Genomic DNA, 18,616 nt, shown 5'->3' with positions numbered 1-18,616 from the left:
AAAAATAATAGCGTAAATTTATATAGTAAGAATCTAAAAATCAGTTCTATGCTTAAAAACTGTGATGCTTTTTCTTCTTTCTCAACCAATGATATTAATAAGACTAAAGAGTTCTACGAAAATATACTGGGAATGAAAATAAAGGACAACAGTATGGGTTTTCTGGAACTGGATCCGGAACATTGCTCTGTGCTTATCTACCCTAAAGAAAATCATGAGCCGGCAGAATTCACGGTGTTGAATTTTTATGTCCCTGACCTTGAAAAGCAGGTAGACCTGCTTACAGCCAAAGGGGTCAAATTTGAGATTTATGATGGGGAGGTGCGCACTAATGAAAAAGGTATCCATAGAGGAGGAGACACCCCGGGGATCGCATGGTTCAGGGATCCGGCTGGTAATATATTGTCACTGATTGAACAAAACAACTGAGAAAATGAAGGATAGAGAAGAGCTGTTGAAAAAATTGAATGAGGCATTTGCAAGTTGCAATACAGATTTTCTTACGGCGAGTGTAACCGATGATGTATCATGGCAGATCGTGGGGGAAAAGACCATTTCAGGCAAGAAGAATTTTGAAAAGTCACTTGACCGGATGCGGTTGGGAGGACCGGTAGAGATTAAGGTTAGTCAGATAATCATCTCTGACGAAAAATCGGTAGTAGAAGGAATAGTGGAATTCCAGGTAGAGCCCGGTAAGAAGAAAAAGTATGCTTTCTGTGATATTTATGTCTTTGCAGAAAATGATGAACAAAAATTTAAAGAACTAAGAACCTATGTTGCTCACTTGAAAAAGAAAAAATAAAGTTGTAAATAATTAAAATCTTAATCATGAAAATTTTAATCACATTTTTAAGTCTGGCATTTTTCAGTTCAGACTTTGTTAAAAAAGAGGGGTGCCATGCGACATACGAAAAGCAAATGGCAGAGGAAATCTTAATTGATAACATAGATGTTTTCGAGTACCTGGAGGAAACAAGGATGGCTTTGGAAGAAGAGGTAGATGGCCTTTCTGAAGAACAGATGTCTTACCAGGCATCTGATGATAGTTGGTCTGTAGCAGAGATCGTTGAACACGTTATCATAGTAGAAGGAGCTTTAAAATCTATGCTGGAGGCAAGGATTAATTCCGGAGAAACCTTGGACCAGAAAGAAGAGGTGAAAATGACAGATGAAGAAGTAGTCGGTTTTATTACAGATCGCAGCGGAACTATACAAACCCAGGATCAGTTTCAGCCCAGCGGCAAATTCTCGAGTTCAGAAGAAGCACTGGAAGCCTTTGAAGATCAGCGTGAAAATATTGTTGAATGGCTTAAAGAATCTGATGCAGATATGCGTAATTATGTAAATGAATTCCCTTTCGGGAAGATAGATGCCTATCAAACTGTATTATTCATGGCTGGTCATACGGCCCGACATACGGCTCAGATAGAGGAGCTAAAATCAAATCCCGAATTTCCTTAGTATGGACCAAAATCTGCTCTGTATAGAATGTTTAATAAATTGGCTGTATTTTTGATAATGGATTATTGAATGAATCCTATATTATGAGAATCAAATTTCTATTCGTTTATTTTTTTTGCGTGGCATTTGCGGCTGAGGCACAAATTGAGATCCCGCGTACTGTAAATACTGGCAGAGTCATCAGGGCTGAAGAATCCAATTCTACAGGCTTTCCTATCCTTAAAAGAGAAGAGGCTGAAACAGAAAGCAGATTTTTAAAAGAAAAGCCCAAGCCTATAGACCTTAGGGAAAATCCTAATGGGTTATTGACTGAAGCCGATGTGATCAAAAAGAAATGGAGCAAGGATAAGGAAATTAAAGAGGAATACCGCCGGGACCAAAGCCTTGGGAATGTTGTCACCAAAGGCAGGTTTGTAGAAGTTTATTGCCGGGATCATCAGTATATTGATGGTGACAAGGTGCAGATCTTTGTAAACGGGGAAATGGTTGCAGCAAGTGTGAGTCTTCATGCCGGGTTTCAGCCGATACTGGTTACTTTACAGGATGGCTTTAACAGCATTCAGTTCGTAGCTTTGAACCAGGGAAGTTCTGGTCCCAATACTGCCGAATTACGGGTGCTAAGCGAGAAAGGGGAGCAGATAGCAGTGAAAGAATGGAACCTTTTAACGGGCGCCAAGGCAGAGTTGATCGTAGTAAAGAATTAATTTCCTAATTATATAAAATTTCAGCCGGTTTAATTGACCGGCTGTTTATTTTTAAGCTTTAAGATCTTCTAGAATTTTGATCTGCCTAATCGTTTTTGCAATCTTATCCCTTTGCATCTCCAGCATAGTTTTAATTTCCGGGGTTAAAAGATTGTTATCTATTTTTTCCTGGTATTCTTTCAGACTGGATTTCTCACCACGTATACATTCTTCCAGAATAGCTTCATCATCTTTTTTACTCCAGGTAGCTTTTACGTCTATCCAGAGTCTATGAATACCAGCAAGGGTGCTCATTTAGTAAATGTATGTGCTTGTCAATTTCAGTAGCAAAATGATTGCGCTGTAATGCCTGTTTTTTTAAAAACTCTTTAAGATCTTGATTACTCGTGTGCTCAATAGCTTTCTTATATCCTTTTTCTGCATCATAATTCTTTTCCAGAAGATCTGTTAGAACCTGAACAAGATTTTTATGACTCGCTTCTCTGGCTGCTTCTCTTGTAGTTTTCATGACTCTTAAATTTAATTGGATTGCCTTATTAAAGATAATTATTACACAGTCAAAACTGAAGAAATAAGGGGTAAATTAAAATGACAATGGTCATGGTTTTCGCAATTCTCTCTAAAATAAAATTACATGTTTATACCTATTTAATTCTAACAGTGAGAAGGGTAACTTACTTTAATTTCTAACTGGCAGATCAAATACCTGAAATGATGATTTCAATTACTGTCACTTTAATTTATTTAATATGAAAACTTTCCTTTACAACTTGAAACACGTGTTCCTGGGAATGCTAATTTCCCTGTTCTTTACAATTGATTCTTATTCACAGGAGTCTTCTTTGGCCATAGACATCTATGACAGTTCTCTGGAATGGGGAGGCTGCCCTGAGTTTATGCCAGTAGGTTGCAATATTAGTGTCTTGCATGGTGATCCAAATGCCGGCAATGCAGATGTTCTTTTCAAAGTACCCGCAAATACAGATATTCCGTTGCATTGGCACAATTCAGCTGAACGCATGGTCCTGTTATCCGGAGAAATGGATGTTACTTATGAAGGTGAAGAGACACAGCAATTAAAACCGGGAACCTATGCCTACGGTCCGGCGAGGAAAGCACATACAGCCAGGTGTAAAGATGCCGGACCTTGTGTATTATTCATAGCTTTTATAGGGGCAGTAGATGCCATGGAAGGTAGCCCTGATTAATATCTTATCACTATTTTGATTAACTTGATGTAATAATCAAGACATATAAAATATGAAACGGGTTTTAATAGGGGTGGATTATAATCCAAGATCAGAAAAAGTAGTCCAGGAAGGTTATAACCTGGCCAAAAAATTAGGAGCACAGGTCTGCCTAATCCATGTCCTGGCAGATGTGAGTTACTATGGGATCAATTATCCTAATTTTATGGGATTTGAAGGCTATAATGAAATGCAGGTGGATCTTAATGTAATTTCTGAACTTAGAGAAGTTGCTAAGAAATTCCTTTTAACCGCAGCTGAACATTTGGAGGATCCGGGGGTAACCACACATCTGGCAGAAGGCCCGACTTCTTCGGCTATTCTTACTTATTCAAAAGAATGGAATGCAGATCTGCTAGTTTTGGGAACTCACAGCCACTCGGTCCTTGAAAAAGTATTAATGGGTACCACGGCCAGCAGAATTCTTGAACGCACAAAAATTCCTGTTTATTTAATACCAGTAAAAGAGGCATGAGCAGATGCGATTACTTTTCGATCTTATAATGTTGTGTTAATGATTTGAAATACAATATTGTAATAGGTAAATTCAGGTGAAAATATTTTTTACATCTAAATTTTTAAATTATGGGAATAGTAAAAGTGATCGAAGTTATTGCTTCTTCAGAAAAAAGTTTTGACGATGCTACAAAAAATGCCGTTAAAGAAGCCGCCAAATCCGTAAAGAATATCAGGTCTGTCTATATCAAGGAAATGAAAGCTCATGTCTCCGGTGACGCAATTACTTCTTACGCTGTAAATGCTAAAATATCTTTCGAAAAGGATAGTTAGAATTTGTAGCAAATAATTTTGAAAGGCTGGTAGAAATACCGGCTTTTTTTATAAGAAAATAAAAAATGAAAGAACATCGCATTATTCTTATTGGAGCTTCAGCTGGAGGAAGAATAGCGGTAGAGACCGTCTTAAAAAACTTTACTTCAGATGTTGACGCATCTTTTCTTGTGGTCGTGCACACATCTTTCGATATGATCTCCAGCTTTTCTACATATCTGAATCAAAAATTGCAAATTCCTGTACTTGACTCCAGGCATGATCTGGAAATCGAGAAAGGAAAAGTTTACCTGGCTGTACCCAACCAGCATATGGTAGTGGAGGATGGGCGGTTAAAAAACACCCATGGACCCCGGGAGAATTTATTCAGACCTTCTATTGACGTTTTGTTTCGTTCAGCGGCAGTCCATTATGCCCATAGATGCGTAGGTGTTTTGCTTTCAGGTAGATTAAATGACGGTACCGTGGGTTTGGAAGCTATAAAACGTTGCGGCGGAATTACTGTAATTCAGGATCCTGATACGGCAGAATTTGCTGGTATGCCCTTAACCGCACAGAAATTTGTGAGTATAGATCATACCGTTAATCTTGAGGATATGGGCGAATATTTAAATACTATTATTAAGGATGCACTGCCAGAAACAGGAAAAATTCCGGAAACAATCAGAAGGGAAGCTGAAATAGCCCAGAATATTAAAAGCCAGATAAGAAAGGAAAATTATCTCGGTAAAAAAGTTCCTTTAAGTTGCGCCAGTTGCGGTGGGCCACTATGGAAGATTAAGGATACAGAAATCGATAGATATCGCTGTCATGTAGGGCATTCATTTTCTCAGGAAGCATTGCTTCTCGCACAGAATGAAAATCTGGAAGAAACGCTTTGGGTTTGTTTCAGGACTCTGGAAGAAAAGAAAAATTTATTACGGGATATGGTTGAAAAATTTCAAAATAAAGGCTCTAAACAGATTGCCAGATCTTATGAAGATAAGATCAGGGAAGTTGAACAGCATATCCAGAAGTTAAGGCAATTAATGAATATCCCCGATTAGTAATTTGAATTACACCAAAGCGTTTCCACACGATAATCTCATATGGGATCAGGGTTTTTTAAGTTGAAAAACCATAAAATTACTTTATAGATCCATTTTCTTTTTAAGTCTCAGCTATAAATCTTTTATAATCGGATTCGGTTAACTATCTTTACCAAAATTTTGATGCAGGCCGATACTGGCAATTGCTCTCTCTGAATTAAACCTTCAAAAGATAATCTTACACATTAAATTTTTCTGGTATTCGTTTGGTTGGTGCAGTGCATTAAAACTAGAAACGAATAGTAATTAAATTTTAGTGAATGGCAAGATCCGGACAAACCCAAAACAAAAGAGAGAAAGAAAAGAAAAAGCTTAAAAAGCGTAAGGAGAAAGAAGCGAAAAAACTTGAGAGAAAAGAAAATTCCAACAAGGGAGGATCTTTCGAGGATATGATCGCTTATGTAGATGCAGATGGAAACCTTACAGATACTCCACCAGATCCTTCCCAGAAGGTAGAGGTAGAGGTAGAAGATATTGAGATCGCTATCCCAAAGAAGGAAGATAGGGATTATGAGGAGGAAGTTACAGATACAGAAGGAAAAGTTTCATTTTTCGATCATTCAAAAGGTTTCGGATTTATTATTGGTAAAACTACCGGTGAGAAATATTTTGTGCATGTTAGCGGTCTTATAGACGAGATCGATGAAAACGACAAAGTAAGTTTCGAATTAGAACAGGGAATGAAAGGCCTTAATGCCGTAAGAGTAAAACTTATCTAAGATCTTCCAGAGGCTGATTTTAAGCCTTTTCACATTACCTAAGGTATCCTGAATTGTAATTTATTGAAAATTAATTAATTATTATGGTGGGTGTTCAATATAAAACTGTACATTTGCCATGTAAAAATAATTTAGTTTTCTTCACTTTAGTAAATCCGTTCAGGATATTCCAAGTTTTGTTCACTTCAGTATTTAGACAGTAATTAAACAGTACAAATATCAATAATCCAAAATTTGCCCAAAAAAGGGCCTCCGAATTTTCCAAGACTCTTAGAAGCCGTGTAAATTCATATTTTAAAACTAATAATATTAGTAAACACGCCAATGGCAGTATGATCGTAAAAACGGTTTTAATGCTTTTAGCCTTTATTACTCCGTTAGTGATTATAAATACGGGTATGGTGTCTAGTGTATGGATGATCTTCGCTTTATATATTACGAGTGGTTTTGGAATGGCAGGAATTGGAATGGGTATCATGCATGATGCAATTCATAATTCTTATTCAAAGAACCAGAAGGTAAATCAGTTTTTAGGATACACGCTTAACCTAATAGGGGCAAATGCCAGTATCTGGAAAATACAGCATAACGTATTACACCATACATTTACCAATATAGAGGAAGCAGATGATGATATAAATCCTCCTTTCTTCTTAAGGTTTACACCGCATACCAAAAGGTATTATATTCATAAATTTCAGCATTTTTATTCCTGGTTTTTTTATGGTCTGTCTACAGTATCCTGGGTAACCGCAAAGGATTTTGTAAGAATGGCAAAGTTTAAAAAGATGGGATTCTTTAATGATGACAAGCCTTTCAGTAAAGAATTAATGAGTGTTATTGCCTGGAAGATTGTATCTTTTAGTTTCGTATTAATATTACCTATTATTATGGCCCCGGTAGCCTGGTGGATCGTGGTACTAGCTTTTATTAGTATGCATTTTGTTACCGGACTTTTAATCACTACCGTATTCCAGTTGGCGCATATAGTTCCTACCACAGATTATCCTCTTCCTAATGAAGATGGTATTGTAGAAGGAGATTGGGCAAGTCACCAGTTAATGACTACCAGTAATTTTTCTCCAAAAAGCAGGTTGTTTTCCTGGTTTATCGGTGGATTAAATTACCAGATTGAGCATCATTTATTACCCAATATATGTCATGTTCATTATCGAAAAATTTCACATATAGTAGCAGAAACTGCTAAAGAATACGGCTTGCCGTATCATAATAAACATAATTTTGTCTCGGCGGTTGGGGAACATTTTAAAATGCTTCGCCAGTTAGGAAGGATGGATAATCTTAGAGCAGGATAATAAGAAAAGATTGGATGTCGTACGATCTATAAACAAAAACGACAATTTTATAAATAATAACAAGTATAGTAATGCAAGAAGGTAAAGTAAAGTTTTTCAATAATACCAAAGGATTTGGTTTTATTAAAGCTGACGATTCAAACGAAGACATCTTCGTACACTCAAGTGGTTTAATCGATGAAATTCGTGAGGACGACAGAGTACAGTTCGAGGTTGAGCAAGGTAAAAAAGGCCTTAACGCTGTAAACGTTGAAGTGATCGACTAAGTATTTTCAAGGTCTTTAGGGATCTGATTATAATGTAGATTGGATGTCGTACGATCTTTAAACAAAGACGGCAAATTTGTAACAATTAATAAGTATAGTAATGCAAGAAGGTAAAGTAAAGTTTTTCAATAATACCAAAGGATTTGGTTTTATTAAAGATGACGATTCAAACGAAGACATCTTCGTACACTCAAGTGGTTTAATCGATGAAATTCGTGAAGACGACAGAGTACAGTTCGAAGTTGAGCAAGGCAAAAAAGGCCTTAACGCTGTAAACGTTGAAGTGATCGACTAAGTATTTTTAAACTGCCTTCCTGGTAGATTTAAAATAATAAAGATCGTGCACCATGTGATCTCTAAATTGTCATGGTGATTTTATAACATTTAATAAGTATAGTAATGCAAGAAGGTAAAGTAAAGTTTTTCAATAATACAAAAGGATTCGGTTTTATTCAGACTGAAGGTTCTAACGAAGATATATTTGTACACTCAAGTGGACTTATCGACGAGATTAGAGAAGACGATAGAGTTCAGTTCGAAACTGAGCAAGGAAAAAAAGGATTAAACGCTGTTAATGTTGAGCTAATCGACTAAGACGTTTTTCTTTTTCGAAAAATTAAAGCCATCAGAAATGATGGCTTTTTTTATGTTTGAATTCGGGATAACCAATATCCTTATATTTATATACCTGGTTAATTCTATAAAATTTTAGGTTTGATAGTTAGAAAGGAGATGGCAACTTCAGGATTTTAAAAGCAAATGCTCTTTCGTATCATAAAAATTCAGATGCTTTTAGATTTCTTTAATAGAAAGAACTTAAAACATTTCCGATATTGGTTCATACATACCAGAAAACCAACCAAATGTTTACCAATAAAAAGCTATTATTTTATGTAACCGCTATAATCGTGTCTATCTATTTTCTGTTCCTGGGCATGACCAAAGCCAAAGGTTTTTTTGCACCATTATTTACCGCAATAATTCTTAGCCTGGTTGTTTTACCATTGTCACAAAGACTGGAAAAAAAGATAAAGAAACCTGTCGCGGCTATTTTAAACAGTTTATTGCTCTTTCTGATTTCGGTTGGATTAATGGCCCTGGTATCTTATCAAATAAGATCATTTGCAGATGACTGGCCTCAGATCAAGGAAACAATGGCTCCCAAAATCGAACAGCTCAAAGAATTTGCCTTAGCACATTCTCCCCTGGATCAGGAAGATATTAAAGAAGCCAAAAATAGTTCTTCAGATGTTAGCTCCGGGGCTAGCGATAAAATCACTGCTTTTATGAGTAGTTTATCCAGTTTCTTTGCCAATTATCTGCTCACGTTCGTCTACGTATTTTTTCTACTAAATTATCGGCATATTTTCAAAAATTTTCTGCTTACTGTTTTTCCAGACGAGAAAAGGGAAACTGTTAAGACAATTATAAATAAATCGGCACGGGTCGCTCCACAATACTTATTAGGTAAACTCATTTTGATGGGGCTTCTGGCCGTACTTTATTCAATAGGTCTTGGTATATCAGGCGTAAATAATTTTATACTGGTAAGTGTGATCGCAGCGGTGCTAACGCTAATTCCATATATTGGTAATATCATAGGTTTTACCATGGCGGTAGCATTTGGGTTTTTAACCTCTGGTGACACCACAGTGCTTATCGGGATTGCGCTAACCTTTACCGTCACCCAGTTTATGGAGAGCTATGTTCTTCAGCCATATGTCGTTGGTGAGAGGGTAGATGTGCATCCCTTTTTTGTAATACTATCTGTAATTCTGGGTAATTTAGTATGGGGAGTGATTGGAATGATCCTGGCCATCCCGGTGATGGGGATCATTACCGTAGTCCTTTTGAACATTAAATCCCTGGAACCCTATGGCATATTGTTCAGTAAAAGAGAATTTCCCAAAGAGTCAGATTCCTAATATAAAAAAACTTAATGTCTTATTTTATCAGGTAAACCTAACTTGAAATTGTTTGAATTATATCAGGAATCCTTATCTTTAAGAAGCATTTCTGCAACTTTATAACCCATTCTTATTTTTCTAAAAACCTGCTTTGCTGTTATTAAAACTAACAACAGATGAAGGTATATGATGAAAAGCACATTAAAAATGTTGTTTTTGTTGGCGCTCACAATAGTGGTAAAACTACGTTGGCTGAAACAATGCTGTATGAAGCTAAACTAATTAACAGGCGAGGTAGTGTCGAAAATAAGAATACAGTATCAGACTATCATGAGGTAGAACATGAAAAGGGGAACTCCATATTTGCGACCCCACTCTATACCGAATGGCGTAATTATAAGATCAATATCATCGACACACCGGGTCTTGATGATTTCATAGGGGAAGTGATTAGTTCTATTAGAGTTGCAGATACCGTTCTTACTATTCTTAACGGTCAGCATGGGGTGGAAGTGGGGACAGAGATTATCTGGAACTATATTGACAGGTACCGGAAACCTACTTTATTTGTCATAAATCAATTGGATCATCCCGCCTTTAACTTCGAAAAAAGTCTCCAAAGTATCCACAACCTCGTGGGCAACAATGTAGTGCAGATACAATATCCTCTCATCGTATCAGGCTCTTATTGTATCATAGATATTTTAAAAATGAAAATGTATAAATTTTCTCCGGAAGGAGGGAAGCCAGAAAAATTATCCATTCCTGTAGAGGAAAAGGAAAAAGCAGATTACTTGCATAATGAACTGGTGGAAAAGGCTGCTGAAAATGATGAGGAATTGCTGGAAAAGTTTTTCGAAAACAATTCCCTTACCGAAGATGAGATGAGAAAAGGTATAAAAGCCGGGATGTTGAACCATGAACTATTTCCGGTTTTCTGTATTTCTGCCCTTAGTGATATGGGAAGTGGTCGCTTAATGGGATTTATAGATAATGTTGCACCCGCGGCAGCAGATTTAGGACCTGAACAAAGTCTCGATGGCCGTGAAATTAAACCTGAAATCGACGGTTCGAGTGTCCTGTTAATATATAAAACCGTGCATCAGTCTAATTTGGGTCAGGTTAGCTTCTTTAAAGTAAAAAGGGGCCAGGTCACCATTAATGACAAGCTCCTCAACACAAGAAGCGGGGAAGTAGAAGTGTTCAACCAGTTATTTATTATGGATGGAAAAGAGAGGATTTCAGTCTCCAGGCTTACGGTAGGGGATATGGGCGCAACCTTGAAATTAAAAGCAACCGAAACCGGTGACACCTTAAGTAATCCTGAAACAGAAGTTATTTTAAAGCCTATCCAATATCCCGATTCCAGATATAGTATGGCAATTTCTGCAGTGAATAATAAGGATGAAGAAAAAATGAGTGACGCTCTGAAGAAGATCAGTAGTCAGGATCCAACGGTAATTGTTTCCTATGCTAAGGAAAGCAGGCAATTAATTATAAATTGTCAGGGTGAACTTCACCTGGCGATTGTAGAATGGATCCTGAATAATCAATTCAATATCGAGGTTACCTGGCAAAAACCAAAGATCGCATTCCGGGAGACTATTTTACGCTCAGCGAATGCGAACTATCGTCATAAAAAACAATCTGGCGGCTCAGGTCAGTTTGCCCAGGTGCATATGAAAATTGAACCTTGGTACGAAGAATTAGGCGAACCAGAGGGTTTCAATATTCGTGGAAAAGAAGAAATTGATCTTGCCTGGGGAGGAAAACTCATTTTTTATAACTGTATCGTAGGTGGCGCTATAGATCAGCGATATCTTCCCTCCATAATGAAAGGTATTCTGGAAGTTATGGAAGAAGGTCCTTTAACCGGTTCTTATATAAGGGATGTGCGGGTAATGGTTTATGACGGAAAGATGCATTCTGTAGACTCCAATGATATCTCATTCAAAATAGCGGGAGCCCATGCTTTTAGAGAAGCTTTCCTTAATGCCAACCCTAGATTACTTGAACCAATTATTGAGCTTATCGTTAAAGTTCCTGAAGAAATGCTGGGAAATGTAATGACAGATTTACAATCCCGCAGAGCTATTATTCAGGGAATAGAGAGCAGAGAGAATTTTCAGATTCTCAAATGTCTGGCTCCGGAATCAGAACTGCATGCCTATTCCACAGACCTTAGATCCCAGACACAGGGGAGAGCAACTTTTAAGGCCAATTTTGCGTCTTACCAACCCGTACCAGGGAATATTCAGAAGACTTTAGTTGATTTAGAGAAATAGCGCAGGGAGTATGTTGTTTATTAATAACAACAAATTAAGACAGACATGAACTGTTTTAATTTTAAATTTAAGGTTGAGCGAGAACCTTTTCAAAACATTTGCTATTGGGCCTGTTGCTATACGGTTCGTAATTCTTTATTACTTTGTAATTGTTGCGGTGATACAGGCCAATTGCCTCCACCTGTCTTAATCCTGTTTCCAGAATACACTTTTTATAACCCAGTTCCATAGCCCACAACTCAAGAATCTTCAGAACTTTACTGGCGTAACCCTTATTCCTGAATCCCGGTTTAACAAACATTCTTTTTACTTCCATAACACCAGGACCAAACTCTTTAATAGCTCCGCATGCTACCGGCTCATTTTCTTTATACAGGACAACGACCTGGTCCAGATTATCCAGTTTATTGAATTGGTCATAGAACTCATGTTCATCTCCGTCTGTTACCGACAGGTATGAATCAAGCATTTTAACCAGTTCCTGAAAATCTCCATTTTCTGAGTTCGTCTTGATTAATTTGATCATTGCCTTTAAAAATAAACCTTAATTTAATTTATACATGCTTAATATTAAAACCTTTAGGGTGATAAATTTCAAATTTATGATTTCATTAGCCCTTATTCAAAACAGTCATGATTAGCTTTATAGAAAATATATTATGAGAACAATTTCACTTTTGACTGTAATATGCCTGATATCCGGAATGCTTAGTTGTCAGAAAAAGAAAGAGGATGTACCAGAAGCCGTTAAAGTTTCTTTTCAGAAAAAATACCCTGGTGAGGATGACCCGGACTGGGAAAAAGATGATCATGGGTACTGGGAATCACATTTTAAAAAGAAAGGTGAGAAATACAGAGCAGATTTTAAAGCTGATGGTACATGGGTAGAAACCGAAAATGATATTAAAAAACAAAATCTGCCAGATGCAATCAAAAAGGTGATCAGGGAAAAATATTCAAAACTTGAGATTACGGAGGTAGAACATGTTCTGAATGCTAAAAAAGGGGAATTCTATGATGTTGAATTTAAACAAAAGGGTAAAAATAAAGATATAATGTTTCGGAAGGACGGGACAGAAATGAATGAGTAAAACTCATATTCAGGATGTCAAAGTTAATTAAAATAGGATTTGGCGGGGGATGTCACTGGTGTACCGAAGCGGTTTTTCAATCTTTAATAGGAGTGGAGAAGGTAGGACAGGGATATATCTCCACCAGGGAGGCGCCAGAGGAATTTTATGAGGGTGTACTTGTTCGCTATGATCCCGATTCAATAAGTCTGAAAACTTTAATTAAGGTTCATATTTCTTCACACAAAAGCACCTCCAATCACAGTATGCGATCTAAATATCTTTCTGCAGTATATACTTTTGATCAGAAACAGTTTCGGGAAGTAGAGAAAATACTTAAAATTTTTACTTCACAAACAGAAGATCGACTTATTACCAGGCCAATCAGAATCAAAGATTTCAAAGCATCGAGACCAGAAATAATAAACTATTATAAGACAGATCCGGAAAGACCATTTTGTAAAACATATATTGAACCGAAGTTAAAAATACTGAGGAATGAATTCGAGGAACATTTTAAAAAAGGGATAGGCTAATCAAATCTTAAAATATTATAAAATTCGTATCAAAAATTAGATTTACCGGCAGGTTTTCTCAATTAATCCCTTTACATGCCATACAATTCGAAATAATCTTAGTAGATTAGGATTAATATTACTTCAAAAAACAGGGAAAATGGATTACATATCAATTGCACTACAATTAATTGTAGGATTAAGTATTCTTAATGTATGGCTCATTCAATATAATAAAAGTACACAATGGCGGGGTGGAAATGCCACTACCTTAAAAGAAGAATTTGCCGTTTATGGCATGCCTGAATGGAGTTTATATCTAATTGGATTTCTCAAGGTCACCCTGGCAATTGCATTAATCGCGGGAATCTGGTATCCTGAACTTGTTAATCCTTCAGCTCTTGGACTGGCTTTTCTTTTAGCAGGATCTGTTTTTATGCATATTAAAATAAATGATCCTCTTAAAAAATCGATTCCGGCATTATTGTTTTTAATTCTATGCCTGTTAATAGTTTTTGTCGTCTAATTGGAATTTTAAAGTGCGTTATACAGGCTGAGTGCGATATAAGCATTTATCAGGGCATAGAGTATAGATGGAGAAGACTGCAGAAAAGTATCCCTGATCTTTAAACGTACTCCAAAGCCGAGAATCATTAATACCATTAAACCGGAGGCTGCCAGAATACTCAATTCTAACAGGTACAAATATCCCAGGCCAAGACCAATTGCCCCTGCAATTTGCAAAGAGCCGACAAGTTTTAGCTGCTTTCCAAGACCATACCGAATAAATTCATTTCGCATATGTTCTGTAAAAAAACAGCTGACTCCAAAAAATAAAAAGGAGCCTGAAGAGAAGATTACCAAAAAAGTAAGAAATGTCATATTACAAAAAGGATGAGCCTGATTAAATTCTAAAATTACCAAAGCATAAAGAATGTAATTAAAGCTTCAGGAATTTCACTTAATATATTCTTTTACTCTTTAAATACGGTATAATTCTAAATAAAGTATTGATTTCATAGGGTCCTGTATAGTGCTCAAATTTAAAACCAACCGGTATGTTACAGAATGTTTTAATAGAACGTGAGATATATTCAACTCAAGAGCATTTAATGACACAAAAAATGATTCAGGATTTCATCCAAAATGAAATAATGGATCAGTTAGATGAATGGGAAAAAAATGGAATGGTTAGTCGGAAAATATGGGAACGAGCAGGTGAATTAGGTTTATTATGTATTGATATACCAGAAGAATATGGTGGGAGCGGTTTAGATTTTAGTTTTAATGCTTTATTCATAGAAGAACTAGCCAGAAAAGGAATTTCCGGGCCGGGTTTTTCATTACATTCAGATGTTATTGCTCCATATTTGCTTAAATATGGTACTGAGACCCAAAAGAAAAAGTATCTGCCTCAAATGGCTGCCGGGAAAATGATCACCTCTCTGGGTATGACCGAACCAGACTGTGGAAGTGATCTAAAAGCGATAAAAACACATGCTCAGGATAAAGGCGACCACTACCTGGTTAATGGCCAAAAAACCTTTATTACAAATGGTTATATGAGCGATATGACAATTGTAGCAGTCAAGATCAATAATAAGGTTTCCTTATTAATAGTTGAAAGCGGATCCAGGGGATTCCAAAAAGGCCTTCCCTTGAAGAAAATTGGGATGAAATCCCAGGATACATGTGAATTATTCTTTGATGACGTTATGGTACCGAAGGAAAATTTGCTTGGAGAAGAAGGTTCCGGATTTAAAATTATGATGAAGGAATTAGCCAGAGAAAGATTAATAGTGGCTTTAAATGCCATTGGTGGTGCTCAGGGAGCTATTGAACAAACCATTGAATATACATCCACACGGGGAGCATTCAGGCAGCCAATTGCCTTATTTCAAAATACTCAGTTTAAACTGGCAGAGTGCGCCAGCCAGTTGCAAATACATCAGGCTTTCATAGATCGATGTACAAAATTACTTTCAGAAAATAAACTCAGTACTGAAAGTGCATCCATAGCGAAATATTCAACAACAGAAATGCATAATAAAGTTGTAGATGAATGTCTTCAGTTATTTGGAGGTTATGGGTATATGTTGGATTATCCAATTGCCAGAATGTATGCAGATAACAGAGCTGCCAGAATTTATGCCGGTACCAATGAAATAATGAAGGTATTGATCGCTCGTGGGTTGTTCAGGGAACTTACAGCTAAATTAAAAGATAATAAACAAATAAACTCCTCTTGAATAAACAACCTGTTTGAACTATAATTTATATTATGTAAAATAGAATAATTTATATGAAGAATAGGCTATATATAAAATCTCCCCCTTTTCCATACGCTTTAGACAGGTTTTATCCTGGAGTGATAAAATAAGAAAGGTATTTATAATTCATAATAAAATGAATATTAGATAATTAGATGTTATTTTTGTGCTCTAATATTGATTTTCACGTGGCCATTCATCCTAATTCGGTTTTAAATATAATTCCTTCTAAAGATGTTCTTCAGAAACATCAGCTCGATTTTGGGGATTTTATATTTTTAGAAAACACCATTGTAGCCGAATTAAATGAAGGAATTACTTTTGGCTGGGAATTAGCAAAACAGGTAATTGCTTTAGCTGAAAAAGTTTACGGGAAAGACCTTCATGTGAATTATATTTCTAACCGTATGTATGATTATTCTGTAGTTGCCCAGGATTGGCTCAAATTCTTTAATCAGAATAGAAAATTTAGGAGTTTTTGTATAGTTACCCATGGATGGACCGGTACTACCAATATCAAGATAGAACGACTTTTCTATAAAGAAGGTGAAATTAAGCATTTTACAGACCTTAAAGAGGCACTAGCATTTACAGGAAATTTACCTGCCCAATGAGAGATTGTTAGCATTACATTCACTTCCCCGATAAAATTCTATTAATGCCAATAGGTTAGTATTTTATTAAATTCAGGCCTGTCCTTATAATCCAGTAAGAGAGGATCATTTTGAAAATTATCTGAAGTATAGGTGTTTCCCCGGGCGATAGACTTCAGTAGAAATTCATAGGTTTTATCCCAGTTATCTTCCATTTTATGAAATATGGCCATCTGATAATCTATGCTGCCGTACTGGTAATTTCCTCTAATTGAATTTAATTTTTCTAAATATTTCTGAGACCTATCCTTTTCTCCTAATCTGGATGAGATTATGGCCAATCTTCCCAACGCTGTAATATTTTCAGGTGCTTCGGAAATTATCTCCCGATAGATAGAAAATGCCTGCTCATATTCTTCAAGCAAAAAATATGCTTCAGCCATTAAACCAGGATTTTTTGCAACCTTAGTATTAATAATTCTATTAAGATATAAATTGGCCTTTTCGCTATTATTCTGTAAAAGGTATTCCCTGGCAACCATCAGGTAAAGCGATTGAAGAACTTCAGGTTCCAGGCCTGGTTTTTTATTTGAAAAATAATTTTCCAGTTCCTCTTCGTTATTTGACCGTATAAATGCCACCAATAATGGTTTCTGTAAATATTCCAAATCTGAATTTTTTACCACGGGCTGCATTAATTTAATAACCTCCTGATAATTACCTAATTCAATATCTGCAAGAGCTTTGATGTAAATCCGGGACCTGCACTCCTGGCAATTTTCCAGGTCATTTATACTTTTTTCGATTTGGTTGTAAATGGTATCTACCAATTCCGGTTTGTTTACAAATTGCAGGGCTATCACCATGGCACTGGAATTACTTCCCAACTCATAAGGTGCATAGGCATATTCTTTCATCATTGTTGTGAAGATCTTCCGGTTGTTACCTTCCAGTAAACTTTTATAAAGAGTTAATAAATTTAATTGCCGCTTATCATTATAAATAGTTTCGTCTATTGCTTTTCTCAACGAATCTGCAGTCTTATAATCCCCTTTATTATAATAATGTGCTATCCTTAAAACCTTAGGTTCAAAATATGTTGCATCTGCTTCAATTGCCAGATTAATTAATTCCAGATATTTATCTGAATTATTACCCAGAGTTTTTGCATTTAGCAGGTATTGATAAGCTTCAAAAGTTGGTGGATCTTCCTGAAGATTAATATCGGGATCTTGGTTTGTGGCAAGAAAACTCAAGATCAATTGTTTTAGATTTTCTATACATTCCAGCGGTTTATTTATATCGCATTGCTGTTTTTTAAAGGCTATGACGACTTCGTCGTTTTCACTATTAAGTATCCGGGATTGAAGAATAAGGTTCTCTCCTTCCCTGTAAAAATTACCAGAGATAATCATTGCCGGTTTAAAATATCTCTTGATAAATTCTTTATCTGCAGAAGGTGGTTGATCTGAGATCATTGAAGCATAAGAAGTAACAAGTTCAGGAGATATCACCTCTGCGACCTGCGTAGAGTTAATACCATGTACAATCCAGTCTGCAGCCATTTTTCCCAGAATTTCATTCCTGGAATCACCTGTATTATTGCCGAATTCCAAAACGGCAATTTTTTCTGTTGTTGTAAGATCAGGCACTAATAAATTCTGTGCCACAAAATTGTTAGCGCCTATTAAAAATGCAATTATAAAAGACAGGAAAGCAGTTATTCCAAGACCGGTAAAATACATCCTTTGGAAATTATGTGATCTACCAGGATTTTTCTCCCTGGGTTCGAGCTGGAATTTCCAAATGATATAGATATAAACAGGAAAGCCTATCAGTAGGGCAATTATAAAATAAGTGATCGTTTTCAAAGGTAGACTTAGTGGATCCTGGATTACAGATAAAACCTGAAGAATGATCCAACCCGAGAGCACATATATGGACAGCAGTTTGACGACGCCTTTGTCATGGCATTCTTTCAGGAATTCTTTCAATCTCATATTTGATAAATCTGTAATTTACAGTCGAATAGAAGTCTCAATTCCAATAAAGATACAGATTTATACTAAGTGCCTCCCCCCTATTTATACCTATAACTTAACAAAAATTAAAAATCCGATGGCGTTTGCATCAGATCTTTAATTAATATTCAATCACAATCTATTCCTCTTCTTCATTTTTATCTTCATCAGATAGCGAATCGAGAGTTTCCCGGATACTTTCATTTTCTTCTTCGCTCAATCCCTGATTTTCTTTTCTGATCTTTAAGTTGCCATCCCCATCTTTCTTCAAGTCTTCATCTTTAGAGTTGAAATTAGAAGATCTTCCTGAATTTTTTTGCCAATCGGCTTGTTGGTTATTTTTATCTTCAGACATAGTTTTAATT

The 18,616-nt window shown here is 36.2% G+C and carries 24 protein-coding genes and 1 pseudogene; 20 read left to right on the top strand and 5 right to left on the bottom strand.

Annotated features, from left to right (window positions below; all coding sequences use genetic code 11):
• Window positions 1-48 precede the first annotated feature (48 nt).
• The 4 genes from FGM01_RS01075 (at window position 49) to FGM01_RS01060 (ending at window position 2,165) form a co-directional block, all read left to right on the top strand.
• Window positions 49-429 carry a VOC family protein gene (locus tag FGM01_RS01075; protein WP_143409270.1) on the top strand — a complete coding sequence of 127 codons (381 nt, stop codon included), beginning with the start codon at window positions 49-51 and terminating at the stop codon, window positions 427-429.
• Between the two features lie 4 nt (window positions 430-433).
• Window positions 434-802 carry a nuclear transport factor 2 family protein gene (locus FGM01_RS01070; RefSeq protein ID WP_143409269.1) on the top strand — a complete coding sequence of 123 codons (369 nt, stop codon included), beginning with the start codon at window positions 434-436 and terminating at the stop codon, window positions 800-802.
• Window positions 803-828: 26 nt separating this feature from the next.
• Complete coding sequence (locus FGM01_RS01065; RefSeq protein ID WP_143409268.1) at window positions 829-1,461, top strand: DinB family protein; 633 nt, start codon at window positions 829-831, stop codon at window positions 1,459-1,461.
• Window positions 1,462-1,544: 83 nt separating this feature from the next.
• Window positions 1,545-2,165 (top strand): hypothetical protein, encoded by a 621-nt coding sequence (locus FGM01_RS01060; protein ID WP_143409267.1) that lies wholly within the window; start codon window positions 1,545-1,547, stop codon window positions 2,163-2,165.
• Window positions 2,166-2,216: 51 nt separating this feature from the next.
• Here the strand turns inward: FGM01_RS01060 and FGM01_RS01055 are convergent.
• Window positions 2,217-2,673: pseudogene (locus FGM01_RS01055) on the bottom strand (ferritin-like domain-containing protein).
• 241 nt (window positions 2,674-2,914) lie between these two features.
• On the opposite strand from FGM01_RS01055, the gene FGM01_RS01050 reads away from it, so the two are divergent.
• The 11 genes from FGM01_RS01050 to FGM01_RS01000 all read left to right on the top strand — a co-directional run bounded on the left by FGM01_RS01050 (window position 2,915) and on the right by FGM01_RS01000 (window position 11,782).
• Complete coding sequence (locus FGM01_RS01050; RefSeq protein WP_243735743.1) at window positions 2,915-3,373, top strand: cupin domain-containing protein; 459 nt, start codon at window positions 2,915-2,917, stop codon at window positions 3,371-3,373.
• 52 nt (window positions 3,374-3,425) lie between these two features.
• Window positions 3,426-3,887, top strand: coding sequence for a universal stress protein (locus FGM01_RS01045; protein ID WP_143409266.1), 462 nt, complete (start codon window positions 3,426-3,428; stop codon window positions 3,885-3,887).
• Window positions 3,888-3,997: 110 nt separating this feature from the next.
• Window positions 3,998-4,201: a dodecin family protein gene (locus FGM01_RS01040; protein ID WP_143409265.1), complete on the top strand. Its 204-nt coding sequence runs from the start codon at window positions 3,998-4,000 to the stop codon at window positions 4,199-4,201.
• 65 nt (window positions 4,202-4,266) lie between these two features.
• Entirely contained in the window at window positions 4,267-5,247 is a 981-nt protein-coding gene (locus FGM01_RS01035) for a chemotaxis protein CheB (protein ID WP_143409264.1), read from the top strand.
• A 302-nt stretch (window positions 5,248-5,549) separates the two neighbouring features.
• The gene (locus FGM01_RS01030) at window positions 5,550-6,008 is read left to right on the top strand and encodes a cold-shock protein (RefSeq protein WP_143409263.1); all 459 of its coding nucleotides are present in this window, start codon (window positions 5,550-5,552) and stop codon (window positions 6,006-6,008) included.
• A 353-nt stretch (window positions 6,009-6,361) separates the two neighbouring features.
• On the top strand, window positions 6,362-7,324 hold the full coding sequence (locus FGM01_RS01025) for a fatty acid desaturase family protein (protein ID WP_243735742.1): 963 nt from the start codon (window positions 6,362-6,364) through the stop codon (window positions 7,322-7,324).
• A 71-nt stretch (window positions 7,325-7,395) separates the two neighbouring features.
• Window positions 7,396-7,590, top strand: coding sequence for a cold-shock protein (locus tag FGM01_RS01020; protein WP_011709462.1), 195 nt, complete (start codon window positions 7,396-7,398; stop codon window positions 7,588-7,590).
• A gap of 100 nt (window positions 7,591-7,690) precedes the next feature.
• Window positions 7,691-7,885: a cold-shock protein gene (locus tag FGM01_RS01015; protein ID WP_143409261.1), complete on the top strand. Its 195-nt coding sequence runs from the start codon at window positions 7,691-7,693 to the stop codon at window positions 7,883-7,885.
• Between the two features lie 104 nt (window positions 7,886-7,989).
• Complete coding sequence (locus FGM01_RS01010) at window positions 7,990-8,184, top strand: cold-shock protein (RefSeq protein ID WP_143409260.1); 195 nt, start codon at window positions 7,990-7,992, stop codon at window positions 8,182-8,184.
• A gap of 269 nt (window positions 8,185-8,453) precedes the next feature.
• The gene (locus tag FGM01_RS01005) at window positions 8,454-9,515 is read left to right on the top strand and encodes an AI-2E family transporter (RefSeq protein WP_143409259.1); all 1,062 of its coding nucleotides are present in this window, start codon (window positions 8,454-8,456) and stop codon (window positions 9,513-9,515) included.
• Between the two features lie 158 nt (window positions 9,516-9,673).
• Entirely contained in the window at window positions 9,674-11,782 is a 2,109-nt protein-coding gene (locus tag FGM01_RS01000; protein ID WP_143409258.1) for an elongation factor G, read from the top strand.
• A 67-nt stretch (window positions 11,783-11,849) separates the two neighbouring features.
• Here the strand turns inward: FGM01_RS01000 and FGM01_RS00995 are convergent, their stop codons facing one another.
• Window positions 11,850-12,308, bottom strand: coding sequence for a GNAT family N-acetyltransferase (locus tag FGM01_RS00995; protein WP_143409257.1), 459 nt, complete (start codon window positions 12,306-12,308; stop codon window positions 11,850-11,852).
• A 133-nt stretch (window positions 12,309-12,441) separates the two neighbouring features.
• Here FGM01_RS00995 and FGM01_RS00990 point away from each other — a divergent pair, with 133 nt between their 5' ends.
• The 3 genes from FGM01_RS00990 (at window position 12,442) to FGM01_RS00980 (ending at window position 13,893) form a co-directional block, all read left to right on the top strand.
• Entirely contained in the window at window positions 12,442-12,873 is a 432-nt protein-coding gene (locus tag FGM01_RS00990; RefSeq protein ID WP_143409256.1) for a PepSY-like domain-containing protein, read from the top strand.
• Window positions 12,874-12,887: 14 nt separating this feature from the next.
• Complete coding sequence (locus tag FGM01_RS00985) at window positions 12,888-13,388, top strand: peptide-methionine (S)-S-oxide reductase (RefSeq protein ID WP_143409255.1); 501 nt, start codon at window positions 12,888-12,890, stop codon at window positions 13,386-13,388.
• 139 nt (window positions 13,389-13,527) lie between these two features.
• A complete protein-coding gene (locus tag FGM01_RS00980) occupies window positions 13,528-13,893 on the top strand; it encodes a DoxX family protein (RefSeq protein WP_143409254.1) in 366 nt (121 codons plus the stop codon).
• Between the two features lie 8 nt (window positions 13,894-13,901).
• On the opposite strand, the gene FGM01_RS00975 is transcribed toward FGM01_RS00980, so the two are convergent.
• On the bottom strand, window positions 13,902-14,249 hold the full coding sequence (locus FGM01_RS00975; protein ID WP_143409253.1) for a DoxX family protein: 348 nt from the start codon (window positions 14,247-14,249) through the stop codon (window positions 13,902-13,904).
• A gap of 176 nt (window positions 14,250-14,425) precedes the next feature.
• Here FGM01_RS00975 and FGM01_RS00970 point away from each other — a divergent pair, with 176 nt between their 5' ends.
• Together FGM01_RS00970 and FGM01_RS00965 are read left to right on the top strand one after the other, a co-directional pair.
• On the top strand, window positions 14,426-15,616 hold the full coding sequence (locus FGM01_RS00970; RefSeq protein WP_143409252.1) for an acyl-CoA dehydrogenase family protein: 1,191 nt from the start codon (window positions 14,426-14,428) through the stop codon (window positions 15,614-15,616).
• 185 nt (window positions 15,617-15,801) lie between these two features.
• Window positions 15,802-16,251 carry a hypothetical protein gene (locus FGM01_RS00965; protein WP_166435168.1) on the top strand — a complete coding sequence of 150 codons (450 nt, stop codon included), beginning with the start codon at window positions 15,802-15,804 and terminating at the stop codon, window positions 16,249-16,251.
• A 41-nt stretch (window positions 16,252-16,292) separates the two neighbouring features.
• On the opposite strand, the gene FGM01_RS00960 is transcribed toward FGM01_RS00965, so the two are convergent.
• Window positions 16,293-18,230, bottom strand: a complete 1,938-nt coding sequence (locus FGM01_RS00960) for a tetratricopeptide repeat protein (protein ID WP_143409250.1) — start codon at window positions 18,228-18,230, stop codon at window positions 16,293-16,295.
• A gap of 160 nt (window positions 18,231-18,390) precedes the next feature.
• A complete protein-coding gene (locus tag FGM01_RS00955) occupies window positions 18,391-18,606 on the bottom strand; it encodes a hypothetical protein (RefSeq protein WP_143409249.1) in 216 nt (71 codons plus the stop codon).
• Between the last annotated feature and the right edge of the window lie 10 nt (window positions 18,607-18,616).

It is taken from the genome of Christiangramia sabulilitoris, assembly GCF_007050985.1.
GTDB lineage: Bacteria > Bacteroidota > Bacteroidia > Flavobacteriales > Flavobacteriaceae > Christiangramia > Christiangramia sabulilitoris.
Note: the sequence above shows the minus strand (reverse complement) of the source record. Positions and strands in the feature narration are given on the sequence as shown.

Coding starts and splice junctions, on each gene's coding strand:
- FGM01_RS01075 (WP_143409270.1), top strand. CDS start 49: ATGCTTAAAAACTGTGATGCTTTTTCTTCTTTCTCAACCAATGATATT.
- FGM01_RS01070 (WP_143409269.1), top strand. CDS start 434: ATGAAGGATAGAGAAGAGCTGTTGAAAAAATTGAATGAGGCATTTGCA.
- FGM01_RS01065 (WP_143409268.1), top strand. CDS start 829: ATGAAAATTTTAATCACATTTTTAAGTCTGGCATTTTTCAGTTCAGAC.
- FGM01_RS01060 (WP_143409267.1), top strand. CDS start 1,545: ATGAGAATCAAATTTCTATTCGTTTATTTTTTTTGCGTGGCATTTGCG.
- FGM01_RS01050 (WP_243735743.1), top strand. CDS start 2,915: ATGAAAACTTTCCTTTACAACTTGAAACACGTGTTCCTGGGAATGCTA.
- FGM01_RS01045 (WP_143409266.1), top strand. CDS start 3,426: ATGAAACGGGTTTTAATAGGGGTGGATTATAATCCAAGATCAGAAAAA.
- FGM01_RS01040 (WP_143409265.1), top strand. CDS start 3,998: ATGGGAATAGTAAAAGTGATCGAAGTTATTGCTTCTTCAGAAAAAAGT.
- FGM01_RS01035 (WP_143409264.1), top strand. CDS start 4,267: ATGAAAGAACATCGCATTATTCTTATTGGAGCTTCAGCTGGAGGAAGA.
- FGM01_RS01030 (WP_143409263.1), top strand. CDS start 5,550: ATGGCAAGATCCGGACAAACCCAAAACAAAAGAGAGAAAGAAAAGAAA.
- FGM01_RS01025 (WP_243735742.1), top strand. CDS start 6,362: ATGCTTTTAGCCTTTATTACTCCGTTAGTGATTATAAATACGGGTATG.
- FGM01_RS01020 (WP_011709462.1), top strand. CDS start 7,396: ATGCAAGAAGGTAAAGTAAAGTTTTTCAATAATACCAAAGGATTTGGT.
- FGM01_RS01015 (WP_143409261.1), top strand. CDS start 7,691: ATGCAAGAAGGTAAAGTAAAGTTTTTCAATAATACCAAAGGATTTGGT.
- FGM01_RS01010 (WP_143409260.1), top strand. CDS start 7,990: ATGCAAGAAGGTAAAGTAAAGTTTTTCAATAATACAAAAGGATTCGGT.
- FGM01_RS01005 (WP_143409259.1), top strand. CDS start 8,454: ATGTTTACCAATAAAAAGCTATTATTTTATGTAACCGCTATAATCGTG.
- FGM01_RS01000 (WP_143409258.1), top strand. CDS start 9,674: ATGAAGGTATATGATGAAAAGCACATTAAAAATGTTGTTTTTGTTGGC.
- FGM01_RS00995 (WP_143409257.1), bottom strand. CDS start 12,308: ATGATCAAATTAATCAAGACGAACTCAGAAAATGGAGATTTTCAGGAA.
- FGM01_RS00990 (WP_143409256.1), top strand. CDS start 12,442: ATGAGAACAATTTCACTTTTGACTGTAATATGCCTGATATCCGGAATG.
- FGM01_RS00985 (WP_143409255.1), top strand. CDS start 12,888: ATGTCAAAGTTAATTAAAATAGGATTTGGCGGGGGATGTCACTGGTGT.
- FGM01_RS00980 (WP_143409254.1), top strand. CDS start 13,528: ATGGATTACATATCAATTGCACTACAATTAATTGTAGGATTAAGTATT.
- FGM01_RS00975 (WP_143409253.1), bottom strand. CDS start 14,249: ATGACATTTCTTACTTTTTTGGTAATCTTCTCTTCAGGCTCCTTTTTA.
- FGM01_RS00970 (WP_143409252.1), top strand. CDS start 14,426: ATGTTACAGAATGTTTTAATAGAACGTGAGATATATTCAACTCAAGAG.
- FGM01_RS00960 (WP_143409250.1), bottom strand. CDS start 18,230: ATGAGATTGAAAGAATTCCTGAAAGAATGCCATGACAAAGGCGTCGTC.
- FGM01_RS00955 (WP_143409249.1), bottom strand. CDS start 18,606: ATGTCTGAAGATAAAAATAACCAACAAGCCGATTGGCAAAAAAATTCA.